Origin of the sequence: Mycolicibacterium lacusdiani (assembly GCF_021916785.1) — a bacterium.
GTDB classification, from domain to species: domain Bacteria; phylum Actinomycetota; class Actinomycetes; order Mycobacteriales; family Mycobacteriaceae; genus Mycobacterium; species Mycobacterium lacusdiani.
In genome coordinates, this window is the sequence record NZ_JAKCFC010000002.1 from 33,943 (window position 1) to 53,503 (window position 19,561).

Below are 19,561 nucleotides of genomic sequence, written 5' to 3' on the forward strand. Positions count from 1 at the left end.
GCGGCCCAGCCCGGAAGCCGCCCGCCAAGAGGAGAACGTGACATGACCGAAAAGATCGCCACTACCGACTCGGGTGCGCCGGTACCCAGCCTGGAGCACTCACTATCGGTCGGACCGGACGGTCCGCTCCTTCTGCAGGATCACTACCTGATCGAGCAGATGGCGAACTTCAACCGGGAGCGCATCGTCGAGCGTCAGCCGCACGCCAAGGGTGGTGGAGCGTTCGGCCACTTCGAGGTCACCAACGACGTCAGCCAATACACCAAGGCTGCGGTGTTCCAACCCGGCGTGAAGACGGAGATGCTGGCGCGGTTCTCCACCGTGGCGGGCGAGCGGGGCAGCCCAGATACCTGGCGTGACCCGCGCGGATTCTCGCTGAAGTTCTACACGACCGAGGGCAACTTCGACCTCGTCGGGAACAACACGCCCGTCTTCTTCATGAAGGACCCGATGAAGTTCCAGAACTTCATCCGGTCGCAGAAGCGCATGGCCGCCAATAACCTCCGCGACCACAACATGCAGTGGGACTTCTGGACGCTCGTTCCCGAGTCGGCGCACCAGGTGACCTGGTTGATGGGCGACCGCGGAATCCCCAAGACGTGGCGACACATGAACGGCTACTCCAGCCACACGTACAGCTGGATCAACGCCGCCGGTGAGATGTTCTGGGTGAAGTACCACTTCAAGACCGACCAGGGCGTCGACTTCCTCACGCAGGAGGACGCCGACCGTCTCGCCGGGGAGGACGCCGACTACCACCAGCGCGACCTCTACGACACGATCGAGGCGGGCGACCACCCGACCTGGACCCTGAAGATGCAGATCATGCCGTTCGAGGACGCCAAGACCTACCGCATCAACCCGTTCGACCTGACCAAGGTGTGGCCGCACGCCGACTACCCGCTGATCGACGTCGGCAAGATGACGCTCGACCGCAACGTCGTCGACTACCACTCCCAGATCGAGCAGGCGGCGTTCGAGCCGAACAACGTGGTGCCCGGTACGGGTCTGTCGCCGGACAAGATGCTGCTGGCGCGTGGCTTCTCCTACTCCGACGCGCACCGCGCGCGGCTCGGCGTGAACTACAAGCAGATTCCGGTCAACGAGCCCAAGGTCGAGGTCAACGCCTACTCGAAGGACGGGGCGATGCGCATGAAGCTCGCGACCGACCCGGTGTACACGCCGAACTCGATGGGCGGCCCCGTCGCCGACGATCCGCGGCGCGTCGCCGAGGCGCACTGGGCCTCCGACGGCGACATGGTGCGCGCGGCCTACACACCGCGTGCCGAGGACGACGACTGGAGTCAGGCGGGCACCCTGGTACGCGAGGTGCTCGACGACCAGGCACGAGATCGCTTGGCGAGCAACATCATCGGCCACGTCTCCGACGGCGTTAAGGAGCCCGTGCTGTCGCGGGTGTTCGAGTACTGGCGCAACGTCGATGCCGATCTCGGCAAGAAGGTCGAGGAAGGCGTGCGGTCCGGCCAGGGCTGAGGCGTCACCACTGTCGAGACTGCGGGGAGATCGCGTTTCTCGCCGAAAGCGCGATCTCCCAGCAGTTTCGGCGGATGGAGTGGTTCCGGTGACACGCCCGCGAATCGCAATGCTGTAATTTCCATGTGGTCTGTGGGACCATTGAGAACTTTGATGTTCCTGTGGCCTACGGCGTCTCCTCGTGAGAGTGTCGCTAACCATGACGCGCTCCCGTCACGCCCTCCTCTCGATCGCCCTCGCGGTTGCCGTCGTCGCCATGGCGGCCGGCTGCAGCCTCCGCCCGGAACCGCTGCCCCGCGCGAGCATGGACGTCTTCGAGGTGGGCGATTGCGTCGAGATCCCGGCGAGCGCGCCCGACACGTCAGGGTCCCTGCGTGCAGAGAAGGTGCCATGCAGCGTGGACGCGAGCTACACGGTGGGCGCCACCGCCAATGACGCAGGCCTCTGCCCGAGCAAGGAGTACCAACACCTTTCGGAGGCAGACCCGACCACGTCGCGGCTGTGTCTGGTACCCAACCTCGTCGCCAACCACTGCTACGTCCTCGACATGCCGATCGGCGTCGTGCAGCGCGCCGACTGCACCGAACGGGGCCACGACGGTCTGCTGGTGCAGATCACTCAGCGGCTCGACGTGCGCGACCAGCAGGCGTGCCCGGCCGAGGCGGGGCAGTTCGCCTGGCCGTACCCCTCGCCCGCGCGGACGTACTGCACGCTGACGGTCTTCTGACCTTCCGCAGACCTCGCTTTCGCAATCCGGCCGAACTCGGCATGATCGATGTCGTGAGCATCGAAGTCGTCTACACGGCAGAGTCCACGGCAACCGGCGGAGGCCGCGACGGCCACGTGAAGTCCACGGATCAGAAGATCGACCTCGACACGCGGCCACCGAAGGAGATGGGCGGCAGCGGCGAGGGCATCAATCCCGAACTGCTCTTCTCGGCCGGCTGGTCGGCCTGCTTCCTCGGCGCACTGCGGCTCGTCGCCCGCAACGAGAAGATCTCCATCGACGACGCCAGCGGCATCACCGCGCAGATCGGCTTCGGCAAGGACTCGGCGGGCGGGTTCGGCCTCACGGCCAACCTCATCGGCTACCTGCCTGGCCTCGAGCAGGACGCCGCCGACGATCTGATGGCCAAGGCCCACGAAGTGTGCCCCTACTCCAAGGCCACCCGCGGCAACATCGACGTCTCGCTGTCGGCGAAGGTCTGACCGTGCGCGGCGCAATCGCCGTCCTCGCCGGTGTACTCGGCCTGATCGTCACCGCGGCGCCTGCCGCTGCCCGTCCGTCGGATCCGGGCGTCGTCAACTACGCCGTGCTGGGCAAGGGGTCGGTGGGCAACATCGTCGGCGCGAGGATGACGTGGGAGTCCACGTTCGCCGCACCCGTGCAGGCCTTCTACGTCGACGCGCCGCAGTGCAACGACTGGGCCGACATCGGGCTGCCGGACGTCTACGCCGACCCGGACCTCGCCTCCTTCAACGGCGCGGTCGCACAGCGGGCAGCCGACGACGACACGAACCTGGTCAAGCAGTCGGTCGGGGTCTACGCCACCAACGACGCGGCCGCGCGAGCATTCGCGCGTGTCACGGACCGCACCCGCGGGTGCGACGGTCAGACGACCGCCATGCACCTGGCGGACTTCCGGACGCAGGTCTGGTCGTACTCCGGCGGCCCGCCCACCGGCAACGATGCCGCGTGGGTGAAGCAGGAGGCGGGTACCGACCGGCGGTGCTTCGTACAGACACGGCTGCGGGAGAACGTTCTGCTACAAGCGAAAGTGTGCCAACCGGGTAACGGCGGACCCGCGGTGAACGTCCTGGCTGGCGCGATGCAGAACGCGCTCGGCCAATAGCGGCCACCGAGATACGTGAATTCACGCCCAATGCACACGGGAATTCACGCGACTCTGTCGGTGTCGTTGTCCAAGATGGTGGGCATGGCGACGGCGAAGCCGAGCAGTCCGCGCTTCGCAGAGGGGATGGTTTCATGACCACCGCCGAGGCCGACGTGCCCGGACCACGAACATCGCCGACCGGCGCCGAGTTCACCGACGCCTACGGGGCCGCCCTCTACATCGGGGGCGACTCCCTTCGCGACGGCCCGGTTGGCACCGTCGGACTGGAGATCGAGGCGCACTGCTTCGACATCGCCGATCCGATGCGGCGCCCCGGCTGGCAGGAACTGAGCGACGTCATCGCCACCGTGCCGGCCCTGCCCGGCGGCAGCGCCATCACCGTCGAGCCGGGCGGCGCGGTCGAGCTGTCCGGCCCGCCCCTTCCCGACGGCATGGCCGCCATCCACGCGATGAGCGCCGACCGGCGAGTCCTGGTCGACGCGTTCCGCCGCCGCGGCCTCGGCCTCGTCCTGCTGGGCGCCGACCCCCTGCGGCCCGCGCAACGCGTCAACCCCGGCGGCCGCTACCGGGCGATGGAGGAATTCTTCTCGGCCAGCGGCACCGCCGACGCCGGCGCGGCCATGATGACCTCCACGGCGTCGGTCCAGGTCAACGTCGACGCCGGACCCCGCGACGGCTGGGTGGAACGCGTCCGGCTGGCGCATGCGCTGGGACCCACGATGATCGCGATCACCGCGAACTCGCCGCTACTCGGGAGCGAGTTCACCGGCTGGCGCAGTGCCCGTCAGCACGTCTGGAGCCGACTGGACTCGGCCCGCTGCGGGCCCATTCTCGGCGCCAACGACGAGGATCCCGTCAACGACTGGACCAGCTACGCGCTCAAGGCACCCGTCATGCTGGTGCACACCCCCGAACCCGTCGCGGTCACCGAGTGGGTGCCGTTCGCCGAATGGGCAGACGGCACCACCCTGCTCGGCGGCAGGCGCCCGACCGAGGCCGACGTCGACTACCACCTCACCACGCTGTTCCCACCGGTACGGCCTCGTGGATTCCTCGAGATCCGATATCTCGACAGCGTGCCCGACAGCGTGTGGCCTGCAGTGGTGTTCACACTCGTCACGCTCCTCGACGATCCGGCCGCAGCTGCGATAGCCGCCGACGCCACCGCGACCGTCGCCACCGCATGGGATCGCGCTGCCCAGGTGGGCCTCGGTGACCGACGGCTGCACGAGGCAGCCGTGCGGTGCGTCCGGACCGCCGCCGACCGTGCCCCCGACGAGCTGCGGCCGGCGATGACACGCCTGCTCGAGCAGGTCGAGCAGGGCCGCAGTCCCGCCGACGACTTCGCCGACACCGTCGTCGCCCGCGGCATCGGCGGCGCCGTCACCGCCATGGCGAATGGAGTCGACCCGTGAGCACGCGCGAAACGCTCGCTCGCGACCTCACCCGCGCGCGCGAGCGCACGCTGCGACTCGTCGAGTTCGACGACGACGAGCTGCACCGCCAGTACGACCCGTTGATGAGCCCGCTGGTGTGGGACCTCGCGCACATCGGCTGGCAGGAGGAGCTGTGGCTGCTCCGCGGCAACGATCCCCGCAGGCCCGGAATGCTCGAGCCCGGGGTCGAGCGCTGCTACGACGCCTTCGCCAACCCGAGGGCCAGCCGCGTCGACCTCCCGTTGCTCAAGCCCGCCGAGGCGCGGTCCTACTGCTCGACGGTGCGCGACAAGGCACTCGACCGCCTCGACGCGCTACCCGCCGACGCCGACGAGTTCGACTTCGGGCTCGTCGTGAGCCACGAGAACCAGCACAACGAGACCATGCTGCAGGCGCTCAATCTGCGAACCGGACCTGCGCTGCTCGATTCGGGCGCGCCGCTGCCCACGGGCAAACCCGATCTGGCAGGCACCTCGGTGCTGGTGCCGGGCGGTCCGTTCGTGCTCGGCGTCGACGCCGTGACCGAGCCGCACTCACTCGACAACGAGCGGCCAGCGCACGTCGTGGACATCGCGTCGTTCCGGATCGGCACCGTGCCCGTCACGAACGCGGAGTGGGCGGGCTTCATCGCCGACGGCGGTTATCGCGAACGCCGATGGTGGTCCGAGCGCGGCTGGCAGCACCGCGAGGCCGCCGGCCTGGTGGCCCCCCAGTTCTGGGGCACCGACGGAACGCGGACCAGATTCGGCCGCGTCGAACAGATCCCGGCCGACGAGCCCGTTCAGCACGTCACGTTCTTCGAAGCCGAGGCCTACGCCGCATGGGCGGGGGCGCGTCTGCCCACCGAGGAGGAATGGGAGAAGGCGTGCGCATGGGATCCCGTCGCCGGCACTCGGCGCCGATTCCCTTGGGGCGCATCCGAACCCACCGCCGCACTGGCAAACCTCGGCGGTGACGCGCTGCGCCCGGCGCCGGTCGGCGCCTACCCGGCCGGTGCATCGGCGTACGGGTCGCAGCAGATGCTCGGCGACGTGTGGGAGTGGACGACGTCGTCGATCCGTCCATGGCCCGGGTTCGCGCCGATGCTCTACGAGCAGTACACCCAGCCGTTCTTCGGCGGCGACTATCGCGTGCTGCGGGGTGGTTCGTGGGCCGTCGCGCCCGGCATCCTGCGGCCCAGCTTCCGCAACTGGGACCACCCGATTCGGCGGCAGATCTTCTCCGGCGTGCGGCTGGCGTGGGATGTGTAGGCACCTCGGCTGGCTCGGCGAGCCGGTCACCTTGGCCTCGCTGGTGCTGGACCGACCGCATGGGCTACTCGTGCAGTCGTACGCGCCGCGCAGGCAGAAGCACGGCCTGATGAACGCCGACGGGTGGGGCGTGGGGTTCTTCGACGGGCCGGAGGAAAGGCGCTGGCGCAGTGCGGGTCCGATGTGGGGTGATGCGTCGTTCGCGTCGGTGGCGCCCGCGCTGCACAGCGGGTCGATCGTGGCCGCCGTCCGCTCGGCCACCATCGGCATGCCCATCGAACCGTCGGCGTCGGCGCCGTTCACCGACGGCACCTGGCTGCTCTCGCACAACGGCGTCGTCGATCGCGCGGTGCTGCCACTGTCGGCGAAGGCCGAGTCGACGGTGGACAGCGCACTGCTCGCGGCGCTGATCTTCGACCGCGGCCTCGACGCCCTCGGCCACACGATCGCCGAGGTCGGCGCGGACGACCCCAACGCGCGACTGAACGTCATCGCGGGCAGCGCATCTCGGCTGCTCGCAACGACGTGGGGCGACACGCTGTCGGTACTGCGGCGCGATGACGGTGTCGTCGTGGCAAGCGAACCGTACGACGACGACCCCGCGTGGGAGGAGGTGCCCGACCGGCACCTCGTCGAGGTCGATCGCGACACCGGCTTGACCCTGACCGCTCTGAGAGGATCTTGAATGTCGATCACGCTGTCCAACTACCTGGCTGCGGACGCCGCCGCGACGGCCCTGCGCCGCGACGTGCGCGACGGGCTGACCGGATCGCCGAAGTCGTTGCCGCCGAAGTGGTTCTACGACGCCGTCGGCAGCGATCTGTTCGACCAGATCACCCGGCTGCCGGAGTACTACCCGACCCGCGCCGAAGCCGAGATCCTGCGCGTCCGCGCCGCCGAGATCACCGCGGCGTCCGGGGCCGACACCCTCGTCGAGCTGGGCAGCGGAACCTCGGAGAAGACCCGAATCCTGTTGGACGCGATGCGCGATGGCGGCTCACTGCGGCGCTTCATCCCGTTCGACGTCGACGCCAGCGTGCTGACGTCCGCGGGTGAGGCCGTGTCCGCCGAGTACCCCGGCGTCGACGTCGACGCGGTGTGCGGCGACTTCGAGGAGCATCTCGGCAAGATCCCGCCGGGCGGTCGGCGGCTGGTGGTGTTCCTCGGCTCCACCATCGGCAACCTGACCCCCGGCCCGCGCGCCGACTTTCTCGCCGCGCTCGCCGACACCCTGGCTCCCGGCGACACGCTGCTGCTGGGCACCGACCTGGTGAAGGACGTCGGGCGCCTGGAGCGGGCCTACGACGACGCCGCGGGCGTCACGGCCAAGTTCAACCTCAACGTGCTGTCGGTCGTCAACCGCGAACTCGACGCGAACTTCGACCTGGCCGCCTTCGAGCACGTGGCGCGGTGGAACCCCGACGAGGAGCGCATCGAGATGTGGTTGCGGGCCCGCACGGAACAGCACGTCCGCATCGGCGCGCTCGACCTCGACGTGGACTTCACCGCGGGCGAGGAGATGCTCACCGAGGTGTCGTCGAAGTTCCGGCCCGAGAAGGTGACGGCCGAACTGGCCGCGGCGGGCCTACGGCGCACACACTGGTGGACCGACCCCGCAGGCGACTTCGGCCTGTCCCTGTCGAGCAGGTGACCCTCGGCGAGCAGTGGCGCGCCGCCCGTCCGGCCGTGGCGGGAGTCCACCTCGACAGCGCAGCCTGTTCCCGGCAGACGCTGGCGGTCATCGAGGCGACCGCGCAGCACGCGCGGCACGAGGCCGAGGTCGGCGGGTACGTCGCGGCCGAGGCGGCTGCACCGGTGCTGGAGGCCGGTCGTACGGCGGTCGGCGCGCTCACCGGGTACGAGCCCGCCGACGTCGTGTTCACCACCGGTGCCGGGCACGCCCTGGACCTGCTCCTCGGCGACTGGCGCGGTGATCGGACGCTGGCCTGCCTACCGGGGGAGTTCGGTCCGAATTTGGTGACGATGGCGCGTCACGGTTTCGAGGTGCGCCCGTTGCCCGTCGACTCGGCGGGCCGGCTGGATCCGGCCGCGGCGGTGGAGGTACTGGCTGCCGACCCGCCCGGCCTGGTGCACCTGACCCCGCTGGGCAGTCACCGAGGCATCGTGCAGCCGGTGGCGGAGCTGGCGGCGGCCTGCCGCGCGGACGGGATCCCGCTGCTCGTCGACGCGGCCCAGGCGTTCGCACACCTGGACTGCCACGACATGGGCGCCGACGCGGTGTACACGGCGTCGCGCAAGTGGACGGCCGGGCCACGTGGCGTGGGGCTGCTGGCCACCCGGCCGGGGCTGCTGTCGGAGGAGCTGCTGGCCAGGATCGCGCACGCCGAGGCGAACGTCGCAGCCCACGTTGGACTTTCGCTGGCCCTGGGTGAGCACGTGGCGGCCGGTCCGGAGCAGATCCGCACCCGCCTCGCCGAGGTGGGGGCGATGGCCAGGACGGCACTCGACGGCGTCGCTGGGTGGCGGGTGGTCGAACCGGTCGACGAGCCCAGCGCCATCACCACGCTGACCCCGCCCGACGGCGTCGACGCGCAGATGGTCCGTACCCGCCTCATCGCCGAATACCGGATCGTCACGACCTACGCCGGTGTCGAGCGCGCACCGCGGGAGATGACGGCGCCTGCGCTGCGGGTGTCACCGCACGTCGACGTCACACCCGACGACCTCGAACTACTCGCGCGGGCGCTGACCGAGCTGTCCTAGCCGGGCTTGTGCGCAGTGAGCAGGAATGCCGGAAACTTCATGCGGCCCTTGTCATCTCGGGGATGCTCCGGCAGCGGAAGGTCCACGCCCGGCGGCGCGGTCATCACGTTGGCGTGGATGAATGCGGGCCGCACGTCGGCGATCGCCCAGTACTTGCCGATCGAGCCGCGCAGTTCTGCCTCGTCGACCTCGTTGGGCTTGGTCTCCCACTCGCCCGGGAAGGCGCCCCTTGCGAAGACCAGCACGTAGTACGTGGCGCCCGGCGCGGCCGCGCGCAGGATCGACTGCTGGTAGCCGTCGCGTCCCTCGACGGGCAGGGAGTGGAACAGCGTCGAGTCGATGATGGTGGTGAACCGGCCGTCGAAGCCCGTGAACTTCGTGATGTCGTCGGCGACGAACGTGGCGTTGGTCAGATTGCGTTCTGCCGCAGCCTGCTTCGCCGCCTCGATTGCGGTCGGGGACAGGTCGATGCCGACGACGGTGTGGCCGGCGGCGGCCAGCGCCAGGCTCAGTTCGGCGTGACCGCATCCGGCGTCGAGAACGTCGCCGCGTACCCTGCCCTCGCTGATGAGGGCGGCTAGTTCGGGCTGCGGTTCGCCGATGTTCCACGGCGGCGGCCCGGGCATCTCGCCCTCGCCGCGGTATGCGCTGTCCCAGTCCAACACCTCAGGATTCATGGAGTCGCTCATGGACTCCAAAGTACGCCCGGCGGGGCCCTGTCCTACGTAGGCCCGTCCCAGGTGTGTACGGGCTCGTTGGAGTGCATCCGCTCGCAGTACAGGCGCAGCATCTCAGCAAGTGCCTGCGGCCGCGCCATCCCGCGCTCCTGCAGCGCATGCACGGTCTCGACCTGCCACACCGCGCCGTTGCGACCCGCCTTGGCGCGGCCCTCGATGACGCCGAGGAAGCGGTCGCGCACCTCGGTGGCCACCCCCCAGCGCCGCAGCCCCTCGTGCGCCATCGGCAGCAACTTCCGCAGCACCAGTTCGTCGGGCGTGACCTCGCCCGCGCCGGGCCAGTACAGCCTTGCATCCATGCCATGCTGCGCGGCGGCCAGGAAGTTGTGTTCGGCCGCAGCGAAACTCAGCTTCGTCCAGATCGGGCGCTCCTCCTCCGACATCGCCCGCAGCACGCCGTAGTAGAACGCGGCGTTGGCCATCATGTCGATGACGGTCGGCCCGGCAGGCAGCACCCGGTTCTCCACCCGCAAGTGCGGCTTGGCGGCGTCACCCTCGCCGACGACGTCGTACACCGGCCGGTTCCACCGGTAGATGGTGCCGTTGTGCAGGCGCAGTTCGGCGAGCTTCGGCGTGCGGCCCGCGGCGAGTTCGGCGACCGGGTCCTCGTCGGAGATCTCGGGTAGCAGCGACGGGAAGTAGCGGACGTTCTCCTCGAACAGGTCGAAGATCGAGGTGATCCATCGTTCGCCGAACCAGACCCGCGGCCGCACGCCCTGGGTGCGCAGCTCGTCGGACCGGGTGTCGGTGGCCTGGGCGAATAGCTCGATCCGCGTCTCGGCCCACAGGTGATGGCCGAAGAAGAACGGCGAGTTGGCGCCCATCGCCAGCTGCGGGCCTGCGACGACCTGCGCGGCGTTCCAGTTCTGCGCGAAGTCGGCCGGCGACACCTGCAGGTGCAATTGCATGCTGGTGCAGGCGGATTCGGGCGCGATGGTCGCGGTCTCCAGGCTGAGCCGCTCCGGGCCCGTGATGTCGATGATGATGTCCTCACCCCTGGCGGTGAAGATCGAGTCGTTGAGCGCCTGATACCGCGTCGACTCGCTCATCCAGTCACCGGAGAGGTGCTCGGGCATCAACGTGGGCAGGATGCCCACCATGACGATGTGCGCGCCATTGTCGACGGCCTTCGTCTCCGCGGCGTTCAGGCTGGCGCGCACCTCGTTCTCCAACTCGAGGCCCGAGCGCCCCGGCAGCGGCCGGGGAGGAACGTTGAATTCGATGTTGTAGGCGCCCAATTCGGTTTGGTACGCCGGATCGGCGATCGCCGCGAGGACGTCGGAGTTGGTCATGGCGGGCTGATACTCCCCGTCGACCAGGTTGCACTCGATCTCCATGCCGGTCAGCGGCCGCTCGAACTCGAAGCTCGACTGTTGGAGCATGGTCTCGAACACGTCGAGGCACAGCTGGACCTTGCGCCGGTAGTCCCGGCGGTGCGCCCTGCTGAACTCTGTTCGCGTGACGTCTTCGCCCATCAGGTGAGCCTAGCGGCGCGTCGCGACGACCACCTGAGGACTGATCAGCCCGCCCCGCAGTTCCACGTCGGCGCCTGCATGGTCGGCCAGCGCCCGCAGCGCCGAGGGACTGTAGGTGCGCAGTGAGCTGATCACCCCGTCGTGCACGAACGGCACGAACGGCGCCAACGGCAGCATCGTTACCAGTCGCAGCAGGTGCAGCGGGGCGGGCGGCCGCGGGAGGTCGATGATCAGCAGCTTGTCCGCGACCCTGGTGCCCTCGCCGATCGCCGCAGCCGCCGCCGTCGGCGGAAGGTGGTGGAACGACAGCGCGAACACCGCTAGGTCGTAGTGACGGTCGGGCGCGTCGATCGCCGTGGCGTCCATCTCGCGCACGATCACGCGCGGGTCGCCGGCCAGCGGGCCGGCGGCGATCGCGGTGACCGAGTCGGGTTCCACGTCGGTGACGGTGAGTTGGGCGGTGGGGTGCATCTCGAGCAGCTTCGCCGAGAGCCCGCCGTGGCCCGCGCCCAGTTCGACGATGCGGGGGTCGGGTACGTCGGCCACTTCCTCGAGCGCGATGGCCGCGAACCGCTCGTGGTTGCCGAACCACTCCCCGGTGAGTTCCAGAGCCCGCACCACGCTGCGCTTGATGGCGGGATCGACGTCATCGCGGTCCAGGTACTCCTGCCTGCCGGTCTGCAGCACCCGGTCCAGGCACGACGCCTTCGGGCCGCCGCGCGGCATGCGGGCGATGTCCTTGATGCCGACTGTGCGCGAGGTCATGTAGTCCATGATGGACCCCTAGCCAGAAGGAGCGCGCGTGCCGGATTTCATTGCGGCGATCGACCAGGGCACCACCAGTACCCGGTGCATGATCTTCGACCACGACGGCGCCGAGGTGGGCCGTCATCAGCTCGAGCACGAACAGCTCCTGCCGCAGGCCGGCTGGGTGGAACACAATCCCGTCGAAATCTGGGAACGCACCGCGTCGGTCATCATGACGGCGTTGAACAGGACCAAGTTGACGTCGGATGACCTCGGGGCGCTGGGCATCACCAACCAGCGCGAGACGGCGCTGGTCTGGAACCGGCGCACCGGCCGGCCGTACTACAACGCGATCGTGTGGCAGGACACGCGCACCGACCGCATCGCGTCGGCGCTGAACCGCGACGGGCGCGGCGACGTCATCCGCGACAAGGCCGGGCTGCCTCCCGCGACGTACTTCTCGGCGGGCAAGGTGCAGTGGATCCTCGACAACGTCGACGGCGTGCGCGCCGACGCCGAGAAAGGTGACGCGCTGTTCGGCACCGCCGACAGCTGGGTGCTGTGGAATCTCACCGGCGGACCGCGCGGCGGCGTCCACGTCACCGACGTGACCAACGCCAGCCGCACGATGCTGATGGACCTCGAGACGTTGGACTGGGACGACGAACTGTTGTCGTTCTTCGGCATCCCGCGCCAGATGCTGCCGGAGATCAAGGCGTCGTCGTGCCCAGAGGCCTACGGCACCACGCTCGCCGACGGTCCGCTCGGCGGCGAGGTGGCGCTCACCGGCATCCTCGGCGACCAGCAGGCGGCGATGGTGGGACAGGTGTGCCTGAGTGCGGGCGAGGCGAAGAACACCTACGGCACCGGAAACTTCCTGCTGCTCAACACCGGCGAGAAGATCGTGCGGTCGCGCAACGGTCTGCTCACCACGGTGTGCTACCAGTTCGGCGACGCGAAACCCGTTTATGCCCTTGAGGGTTCGATCGCGGTGACGGGTTCGGCCGTGCAGTGGCTGCGCGATCAACTCGGCATCATCAGCGGTGCGGCGCAGAGCGAGTCGCTGGCGCGCCAGGTCGACGACAACGGCGGGGTGTACTTCGTGCCCGCGTTCTCGGGCCTGTTCGCACCGTACTGGCGGTCGGATGCGCGCGGCGCCATCGTCGGCCTGTCGCGGTTCAACACCAACGCGCACGTGGCGCGCGCGACGCTCGAGGCGATCTGCTATCAGAGCCGCGACGTCGTCGACGCGATGGAAGCCGACTCCGGCGTGCACCTCGAGGTGCTCAAGGTTGACGGCGGCATCACCGCCAACGACCTGTGCATGCAGATCCAGGCCGACGTGCTCGGCGTCGACGTGGTCAAGCCCGTCGTGGCCGAGACCACAGCACTCGGTGCGGCGTACGCCGCCGGTCTGGCCGTCGGGTTCTGGTCTGGCCCAGACGATCTGCGCGCCAACTGGCAGGAGGACAAGCGCTGGACGCCGTCGTGGAGCGACGACCAGCGTGCCGCCGGTTATGCGGGATGGCAGAAGGCCGTCACGCGCACGCTGGACTGGGTCGACGTCGAGTGATTCGTGCACGCTCCGTTGCGCCAGCCGCGCCTGAGCGTGCACGAATCGCCTAGGGCGCGAAGTCCTCGGGCAGCTCGATGTCGGCGACCGCGAGGTTCTCCTCGAGGTGCGCCACCGACGACGTGCCAGGGATGAGCAGCACGTTGGGGGCGACCGACAGTGTCCACGCCAGGGCAACCTGAGCGGGGGTGCGGCCGAGGTCGGCGGCGGCCTTCTTGACGGCAGGGTTGCCGAGCACCGGGTTGTCGGCGTTGAAGCCGGACCCGAGCGGGAAGAACGGCACGAACGAGATGCCGTGCTCGGTGGTGAGGTCGAGCACCGGCTGAGAGCTGCGGTCGACGAGGTTGTAGGCGTTCTGCACGGTCACGATCTCGGTGCGGTCCAACGCGATTCGCAGGTGGTCGACCGAGACGCTGCTCAGGCCGATGCCCCCGATGAGCCCTTCGTCGCGGGCGGCGATCATCGCGGTGAGCTGACGGTCGAACAGGTCGCGGTCGACGGGCCCGACGGCGTTCGGGTCACCGGAGTGGATGCGGAGGTTCACCGCGGCGAGCTGGTCGACGCCGAGTTCGCGGAGGTTGTGCTCGATGTGGGCGCGCAGATCATCGGGCTCTTGAGCCGAGGTCCAGTTGCCCTCGTCGTCGCGTCGGGCGCCCACCTTGGAGACCAGCGCGAGGTTCTCGGGATACGGGTAGAGCGCTTCGCGGATGAGCTGGTTGGCGACGTCGGGGCCGTAGAACTGTGCGGTGTCGATGTGGTCGACGCCCAGCTCCACGGCGCGCTTGAGTACGGCGATCGCCTGGTCGTGGTCGCGGGGCGGGCCGAAGACGCCGGGCCCCGGCAGCTGCATGGCGCCGAAGCCGACGCGGTGAACGGTGAACGAGCCCAGCGGGAAGGTGGTCTGCACAGTCATTTCCTACGCCGTTGCCGCTGGACCTATTCCTGTTTGGTGGCGATTCGTGGAGTCTCACCCGCGGTGAGCGCAGGTAATGCTCCACGAATCACACGTGGTCAGTCGGTTTCGCCGAGGATTTGGTAGATCTCGCGGCGGGCGTTGTTGACGATGTCGACGACGCGTTGCTGCTGGTCGGGCGATGCTGCGTGGGCGGACTGGGCGACGGCGCCCATCAGCTGGCCGACCGCACTGCGGAGGTTGACGGCGCCGGGGGCCTCTTCCTTCCAGTCCTGGGCTATTGCGTCCCACGGCGCGATTTCGATCTTCTCCGCGGCGGCCTTGCCGTCGTCGGTGAGTTCGAAGAGCTTCTTGCTGCCGTCGGATTCGGTCGAGACGATCAGGCCCTCGTCGACCAGCAGTTGCAGCGTGGGGTAGACCGAGCCGGGGCTGGGCTTCCACAGCTGCTGGCTGCGCTCGTTGATCTCCTGGATCATCTCGTAGCCGTGCATCGGCCGCTCGACCAGCAGCGTCAGGATCGCGGCGCGGACGTCGCCGCGCCTACCGCGACCGCCGCCGCGCGGACCGCCACGCCGCCCGCCGCGTCCGCCGGGGCCGAAGCCGAACCCGGGGCCGCCGGGGCCGAAGCCACCGGCGAATGGGAAGCCCGGGCCGCCGGGGGTGAAGCCCTCGCCGCGGTGTTCGCGGACGTGGTCGCGGAAGTCGCGGCGGGCTTGGCGGCGGTGTTCGTGCAGGGCGCGCCTGTCGGTCGGACCGAAGCCGAAGGGTCGGCCGAAGGGGCCGTCTTGTGGAGTGAATGGGGTGTTCATGGGGTGTCCTTTTCTGAGGCGGGAAGCGCCGATCGCGCTTCCGATACGTTGACGATATATCGGAAACTATCGCGATGCAACGTTGAGTTTTCGCCTAGCGGTCACCGGCCGGAGTCCGAGCGTCCAGCGCCGTGATCAACCAGCGCGCCCACTGCTCCTCCATCGCAGCGTCGCGCAGGCCGAACTCCAGCGCTGCGCGTCCGTAGAAGTTCGCGTCGTCGTCACTCCAGGGCACGGAGTCGCGCAGCTGCTCGAGACGCTCGAGTTCGGCCGCGGCGTGCTCGGCGAAGGTCCTGACGTATCGACGGGCGGCTGCCGGCGACAGTTCCCCGAGCAGGAAGACGCGAAGGAGGTCGGGCCTGCGCAGCGGCGGGTCGTCGGAGGGATCGCCGATCCACCGCCGCAGTTCCGTATGGCCTGCCGCGGTGACGCGGTACTCCTTGCGGCCTCGCGGGCCGATGTCGGCGACCTCGATGAGCCCGGCGTCGGCGAGCTTGTTCAACTCCCCGTAGAGCTGGCTCTGGGTCGCCGGCCACACGTTGGCCACCGACCGTTCGAAACGCTTGAGCAGGTCGTACCCGCTGCCAGGGTGTTGGGCGAGGAGGCCGAGAGCGGCGTACCGGAGACTCACCCCGAAAAGCGTACGGCCCGACATTCCAATCCTGGAATGTCGGGCCGTACGCGTGTCGGGTCAGGAGACCAGCGTGGCTCCCTCGGCGACCCGCAGCGCCGTGAGCCGCCACGGCCCGCGCGTCGCGAGCAGCGAGTAGAGGGCGAACGCGACGCCGCACCCGATGAACCAGCTGTACTGCGCCGCACCGGCCATGCCGAAGACCACGCCACCGAGCAACACGGGGAGCATGGCCAGGACGGCTCCCACCACGGTCGCCACGACCGCCGCCGGGTTGTAGCCCTTCGAGTACCAGTAGTTGGCGGTCTTGCTCATGGTGAACAGGTCGTCGACGACGATCTTCTGCTTGCGGATGAGGTAGAAGTCCGCGATCAGCACGCCGAAGAGCGGACCGATGAACGCGCCGAGAGTCTCCAGCGTGTAGTGGATGACCTCGGGATTGCCGTACAGATTCCACGGGGTCAGCAGCACCGAGCCGACGGCGGCGATCATGCCTCCCATGCGCCAGCTGATCTTCTGGGGGCTGACGTTGGAGAAGTCGAATGCGGGGCTGATGAAGTTGGCGACGATGTTGATGCCGATGGTGGCGATCGTGAATGTCAAGGCGCCGAGGATGATTGCCGTGACGCTGTCGATCCTGGCAACCGTCGCGACCGGGTCGGTGATCAGCTCACCGAACACCGGGACGGTGGCCGCTGCGGTGACGACGACCAGCAGCGAGAACACCAGGAAGTTGACCGGCAGCCCGAGGAAGTTGCCCTTCTTCACCGCCTCGTAGCTCCTGCCGTAGCGGGCGAAGTCGCCGAAGTTGAGCATCGGGCCGGAGAAGTAGGACACGACGAGCGCGATGGCGCCGAGCATGACCACCAGTGTGTTGCCCTGCTTCTCGCCGCCGAGCGAGAGGCTGACCTGCCACCCCGACTTCCACAGCAGGTAGCCACAGAGGATGAACATCACGACGTAGACGGCGGGGCCGCAGAAGTCGATGAACTTGCGGATCGACTCCATGCCCCGCCAGAACACGGCCGCCTGCAGGATCCACAGCAGCGTGAAGCTGCACCAGCCGAGCAGTGACAGGCCCGTGAAGCCGTACTGCTCGACGTCGGCGTAGGGCATCAACCCGGGGAACAGCTTGAGCAGGACGATGTCGAGCGCGGCCGAGGCGAGGTAGGTCTGAATCCCGTACCAGGCCACGGCGATCAGGCCTCGGATGATGGCTGGGATGTTCGCGCCGAGGACGCCGAATGAACTGCGGCACACCACCGGATACGGCACGCCGGCCAACTGGCTCGGCTTGGCGACCAGGTTGCACAGGAAGTAGACGATGACGATGCCGACGAGCAGGGCGATGAGCACCTGCCAGCTGGCGAGCCCGAGGGCGAACAGGCTGCCCGCCGTCACGTACCCGCCGACGCTGTGCACGTCGGACATCCAGAACGCGAAGATGTTGTACGTCGACCACTTCTGCTCGGCCAGTGGCGCGAGGTCCTCGTTGGTCAGGCGTGGGTCGTAGTGCGCCTTGATGAGGCCGCCCCCAACGGGATGGCCCGCGGCTTCGACGATGTCGCCCGCGCCGACCACGGCGCTCGGCGGGAGGTCCTGGATCTCTGTCATGTCGCTGTTTCCTGTCCATCTGGCTGGGCGATGAACGGAACGTAGCCGCGGTGTGTTTCACCGCGATTGCGCCGGAAATATATTTGGACCGCCCAGGAAACGAAACCGACTCATTCGGCCCGGGATCAGCCCCGCGCGACCAGTCCGGTGTCGGACGGCAGTGCGGCCACGACCGTGTTCAACCTGCGGTGGTGTGCACCGCTGACGGTCAGGAGGGCCTCGGCGTCGCGGTCGAGGAAGGCCTCGAGCATGAGGCCGTGATCGGTGTGCAGCGCAGCACGGTCGGACTGCTCGACGTGCACCATCAGCTGCACGGGTTCGGTGACGTTCCAGGCGGACTCGAGCATGTGCACGAGCCGCGGCATGCCGGACGGTCTGCTCATGCCGATGTGGAACTGTCGGCTCTGCCGGTGGTAGGCCTGTGAATCATCATCTCGCACAGCGTGTTCCAGGGCCCGGTGCGCTGCGACAACCGCGGCGCGGTCGTCGTCGGAGGCACGGGTCACGGCTGCGGCGAGCGCCGCCGACTCGAGTGTTTCCCGCACGATGTACATCTCGGCGAGTTCGCTGGCCGTCAGCAACGCGACGCTGTAGCCGACGTGGGGCAGGTGGGCGACGAGGCCCTCGGCGACCAGTGTCTTGAGGCCCTCCCGGACCGGGATCGCACTGACGCCGAACACCGCCGCGACGTCGTTGACCGGAATGGGTGATCCAGGTGGTGCGCCACCTTCGAGGATCACCCGGCGCACCTCGTCGACGATCGCGCGCTGCGAGGTGTCGGTCCGGCTGGCCGACAGCCGCGCCGGTAGCGCGGCGTGACGGCGGTCGGGCATGGCGCGATCCTCCTACGGCGACCGTCCGCCCGCACGCCCGACGACATACCAGCATTGACATGTCGGTAGTGGAGTGTCATCCTCGTGGCACGATCTCCGTACAGCCCCAGGAGCCCACACATGACCGACACCCACGACGGCGTCCAGTCCACGGTCGCCGACGACCAGCCATCGCCCGGCGAGTTCTTCCAGGTCGGCAACTACGCCCCCGTCGACGACGAGCTGACCGAGTACGACCTGCCCGTCGCCGGCGCCATCCCGGCCGACCTCGACGGCTGGTACCTGCGCAACGGACCCAATCCGCGGCAGGCCGGCGGGCACTGGTTCACCGGTGACGGCATGATCCACGGCGTCCGCGTCGAGGGTGGACGGGCGAAGTGGTACCGCAACCGCTGGGTGCGCACCGACAGCTTCATCGAGGACTTCCCGCTCTACCGCGAGGACGGCACCCGCAACCTGCGCTCCAGCGTTGCCAACACTCACGTGGTGAACCACGCAGGCAAGACGCTGGCGTTGGTCGAATCGTCGCTGCCGTACGAGATCACCAACGACCTCGAGACCGTGGGCGCCTACGACTTCGGCGGCAAACTCGTCGACGCCATGACCGCGCATCCCAAGATCTGCCCGACGACCGGTGAGCTGCACTTCTTCGGCTACGGCAACCTCTTCGAGCCGCACGTCACCTACCACCGGGCCGACGCCGGCGGCGAGCTGACGATCAACCGGCCGCTCGAGGTCAAGGCGCTGACGATGATGCACGACTTCGCGCTGACCGCGAACCACGTCGTGTTCATGGACCTGCCCATCGTCTTCAACGCCGAGCGCGCCATGGAGGGCGACATGCCCTTCCGCTGGGACGACGAGTACGGCGCCCGGCTCGGCGTGATGCGCCGCGACGATCCGTTCGGCGAGGTGCGCTGGTTCGAGATCGACCCCTGCTACGTGTTCCACGTCGCCAACGCCCACGACACGCCGGACGGCGGCGGGATCGTGCTGCAGGCCGTCCGTTACCCCGAGTTGTGGCGCGACAACGGCGGATTCGACACTGACGCCGTGCTGTGGTCGTGGACCGTCGACCTGAAGTCCGGCCGGGTCAGCGAGCGTCAGCTCGACGATCGTTCCGTCGAGTTCCCCCGCATCGACGATCGGCTGACCGGGCTGGCCGCCCGGTACGCGGTGTCGGTCGGCGACAACGGCTGGGTACGCCACGACCTCGGCGACGGCAGCGCCGTGGCACACGAACTCGGCGACGGCGGTCCAGGCGAAGCGGTCTTCGTGCCCGCAGCGGGGTCGACCGACGAGACCCACGGGTACTACCTCGGCTACGTGTACGACCCCGGGCGCAACGGCAGCGACCTCGTGATCCTCGACGCGTCGGACTTCGCGGGTGCGCCGGTCGCCAGGATCCAGCTGCCGACCCGGGTGCCCTACGGCTTCCACGGGAACTGGATCTCCAGCTAACGGAGCGG

The 19,561-nt window shown here is 68.7% G+C and carries 19 protein-coding genes; 11 read left to right on the plus strand and 8 right to left on the minus strand.

What is annotated here, in order from left to right; all coding sequences use genetic code 11:
* Positions 1–42 precede the first annotated feature (42 nt).
* The 9 genes from LOK44_RS05160 to egtE all read left to right on the plus strand — a co-directional run bounded on the left by LOK44_RS05160 (position 43) and on the right by egtE (position 8,760).
* On the plus strand, positions 43–1,494 hold the full coding sequence (locus LOK44_RS05160) for a catalase (protein ID WP_237569015.1): 1,452 nt from the start codon (positions 43–45) through the stop codon (positions 1,492–1,494).
* Between the two features lie 199 nt (positions 1,495–1,693).
* Positions 1,694–2,221, plus strand: coding sequence for a hypothetical protein (locus LOK44_RS05165; RefSeq protein WP_237569016.1), 528 nt, complete (start codon positions 1,694–1,696; stop codon positions 2,219–2,221).
* 41 nt (positions 2,222–2,262) lie between these two features.
* Complete coding sequence (locus LOK44_RS05170) at positions 2,263–2,703, plus strand: organic hydroperoxide resistance protein (RefSeq protein WP_237569017.1); 441 nt, start codon at positions 2,263–2,265, stop codon at positions 2,701–2,703.
* A gap of 2 nt (positions 2,704–2,705) precedes the next feature.
* The gene (locus LOK44_RS05175) at positions 2,706–3,347 is read left to right on the plus strand and encodes a sensor domain-containing protein (protein WP_237569018.1); all 642 of its coding nucleotides are present in this window, start codon (positions 2,706–2,708) and stop codon (positions 3,345–3,347) included.
* Between the two features lie 134 nt (positions 3,348–3,481).
* Positions 3,482–4,765, plus strand: coding sequence for an ergothioneine biosynthesis glutamate--cysteine ligase EgtA (gene egtA / locus LOK44_RS05180; protein WP_237569019.1), 1,284 nt, complete (start codon positions 3,482–3,484; stop codon positions 4,763–4,765).
* Positions 4,762–6,036: an ergothioneine biosynthesis protein EgtB gene (gene egtB / locus LOK44_RS05185; protein ID WP_237569020.1), complete on the plus strand. Its 1,275-nt coding sequence runs from the start codon at positions 4,762–4,764 to the stop codon at positions 6,034–6,036. Before egtA ends, egtB begins: the two co-directional genes overlap by 4 nt.
* A complete protein-coding gene (egtC, locus tag LOK44_RS05190; RefSeq protein WP_237569021.1) occupies positions 6,029–6,721 on the plus strand; it encodes an ergothioneine biosynthesis protein EgtC in 693 nt (230 codons plus the stop codon). The genes egtB and egtC overlap by 8 nt, the downstream gene beginning before the upstream one ends.
* Entirely contained in the window at positions 6,722–7,687 is a 966-nt protein-coding gene (gene egtD / locus LOK44_RS05195; protein ID WP_237569022.1) for an L-histidine N(alpha)-methyltransferase, read from the plus strand.
* Positions 7,684–8,760, plus strand: a complete 1,077-nt coding sequence (egtE, locus tag LOK44_RS05200) for an ergothioneine biosynthesis PLP-dependent enzyme EgtE (RefSeq protein ID WP_237569023.1) — start codon at positions 7,684–7,686, stop codon at positions 8,758–8,760. The genes egtD and egtE overlap by 4 nt, the downstream gene beginning before the upstream one ends.
* Here the strand turns inward: egtE and LOK44_RS05205 are convergent.
* From LOK44_RS05205 to LOK44_RS05215, 3 genes are read right to left on the minus strand one after another with little or no spacing between them, the layout of a single operon-like run.
* On the minus strand, positions 8,757–9,449 hold the full coding sequence (locus LOK44_RS05205) for a class I SAM-dependent methyltransferase (RefSeq protein WP_237569024.1): 693 nt from the start codon (positions 9,447–9,449) through the stop codon (positions 8,757–8,759). The two genes, egtE and LOK44_RS05205, sit on opposite strands and share 4 nt — an antisense overlap.
* Positions 9,450–9,481: 32 nt before the next feature.
* Entirely contained in the window at positions 9,482–10,972 is a 1,491-nt protein-coding gene (locus tag LOK44_RS05210) for a glutamate-cysteine ligase family protein (RefSeq protein WP_237569025.1), read from the minus strand.
* Positions 10,973–10,981: 9 nt separating this feature from the next.
* Complete coding sequence (locus LOK44_RS05215) at positions 10,982–11,746, minus strand: class I SAM-dependent methyltransferase (protein WP_237569026.1); 765 nt, start codon at positions 11,744–11,746, stop codon at positions 10,982–10,984.
* Positions 11,747–11,774: 28 nt separating this feature from the next.
* Between LOK44_RS05215 and glpK the strand changes: the two genes are divergently transcribed.
* Positions 11,775–13,292, plus strand: a complete 1,518-nt coding sequence (gene glpK / locus LOK44_RS05220) for a glycerol kinase GlpK (protein ID WP_237569027.1) — start codon at positions 11,775–11,777, stop codon at positions 13,290–13,292.
* A 49-nt stretch (positions 13,293–13,341) separates the two neighbouring features.
* On the opposite strand, the gene LOK44_RS05225 is transcribed toward glpK, so the two are convergent.
* The 5 genes from LOK44_RS05225 to LOK44_RS05245 form a co-directional block, all read right to left on the minus strand.
* Complete coding sequence (locus LOK44_RS05225) at positions 13,342–14,205, minus strand: oxidoreductase (RefSeq protein WP_237569028.1); 864 nt, start codon at positions 14,203–14,205, stop codon at positions 13,342–13,344.
* A 98-nt stretch (positions 14,206–14,303) separates the two neighbouring features.
* Positions 14,304–15,014 carry a PadR family transcriptional regulator gene (locus LOK44_RS05230; protein WP_237569029.1) on the minus strand — a complete coding sequence of 237 codons (711 nt, stop codon included), beginning with the start codon at positions 15,012–15,014 and terminating at the stop codon, positions 14,304–14,306.
* 94 nt (positions 15,015–15,108) lie between these two features.
* Positions 15,109–15,645, minus strand: a complete 537-nt coding sequence (locus LOK44_RS05235) for a PadR family transcriptional regulator (protein WP_237569030.1) — start codon at positions 15,643–15,645, stop codon at positions 15,109–15,111.
* Positions 15,646–15,705: 60 nt separating this feature from the next.
* Positions 15,706–17,259, minus strand: coding sequence for an NCS1 family nucleobase:cation symporter-1 (locus tag LOK44_RS05240; protein WP_237569031.1), 1,554 nt, complete (start codon positions 17,257–17,259; stop codon positions 15,706–15,708).
* A gap of 125 nt (positions 17,260–17,384) precedes the next feature.
* On the minus strand, positions 17,385–18,092 hold the full coding sequence (locus tag LOK44_RS05245; RefSeq protein ID WP_237569032.1) for a GntR family transcriptional regulator: 708 nt from the start codon (positions 18,090–18,092) through the stop codon (positions 17,385–17,387).
* A gap of 120 nt (positions 18,093–18,212) precedes the next feature.
* On the opposite strand from LOK44_RS05245, the gene LOK44_RS05250 reads away from it, so the two are divergent.
* Positions 18,213–19,553: a carotenoid oxygenase family protein gene (locus LOK44_RS05250; protein WP_237569033.1), complete on the plus strand. Its 1,341-nt coding sequence runs from the start codon at positions 18,213–18,215 to the stop codon at positions 19,551–19,553.
* The last annotated feature ends 8 nt before the right edge of the window (positions 19,554–19,561 follow it).

Bases quoted from the DNA above. Each gene is read 5' to 3' on its own strand.
- LOK44_RS05160 (WP_237569015.1), top strand. From the start codon at position 43: ATGACCGAAAAGATCGCCACTACCGACTCGGGTGCGCCGGTACCCAGC.
- LOK44_RS05165 (WP_237569016.1), top strand. From the start codon at position 1,694: ATGACGCGCTCCCGTCACGCCCTCCTCTCGATCGCCCTCGCGGTTGCC.
- LOK44_RS05170 (WP_237569017.1), top strand. From the start codon at position 2,263: ATGATCGATGTCGTGAGCATCGAAGTCGTCTACACGGCAGAGTCCACG.
- egtA (WP_237569019.1), top strand. From the start codon at position 3,482: ATGACCACCGCCGAGGCCGACGTGCCCGGACCACGAACATCGCCGACC.
- egtC (WP_237569021.1), top strand. From the start codon at position 6,029: ATGTGTAGGCACCTCGGCTGGCTCGGCGAGCCGGTCACCTTGGCCTCG.
- egtD (WP_237569022.1), top strand. From the start codon at position 6,722: ATGTCGATCACGCTGTCCAACTACCTGGCTGCGGACGCCGCCGCGACG.
- LOK44_RS05205 (WP_237569024.1), bottom strand. From the start codon at position 9,449: ATGAGCGACTCCATGAATCCTGAGGTGTTGGACTGGGACAGCGCATAC.
- LOK44_RS05210 (WP_237569025.1), bottom strand. From the start codon at position 10,972: ATGGGCGAAGACGTCACGCGAACAGAGTTCAGCAGGGCGCACCGCCGG.
- LOK44_RS05215 (WP_237569026.1), bottom strand. From the start codon at position 11,746: ATGGACTACATGACCTCGCGCACAGTCGGCATCAAGGACATCGCCCGC.
- LOK44_RS05225 (WP_237569028.1), bottom strand. From the start codon at position 14,205: ATGACTGTGCAGACCACCTTCCCGCTGGGCTCGTTCACCGTTCACCGC.
- LOK44_RS05230 (WP_237569029.1), bottom strand. From the start codon at position 15,014: ATGAACACCCCATTCACTCCACAAGACGGCCCCTTCGGCCGACCCTTC.
- LOK44_RS05240 (WP_237569031.1), bottom strand. From the start codon at position 17,259: ATGACAGAGATCCAGGACCTCCCGCCGAGCGCCGTGGTCGGCGCGGGC.
- LOK44_RS05245 (WP_237569032.1), bottom strand. From the start codon at position 18,092: ATGCCCGACCGCCGTCACGCCGCGCTACCGGCGCGGCTGTCGGCCAGC.
- LOK44_RS05250 (WP_237569033.1), top strand. From the start codon at position 18,213: ATGACCGACACCCACGACGGCGTCCAGTCCACGGTCGCCGACGACCAG.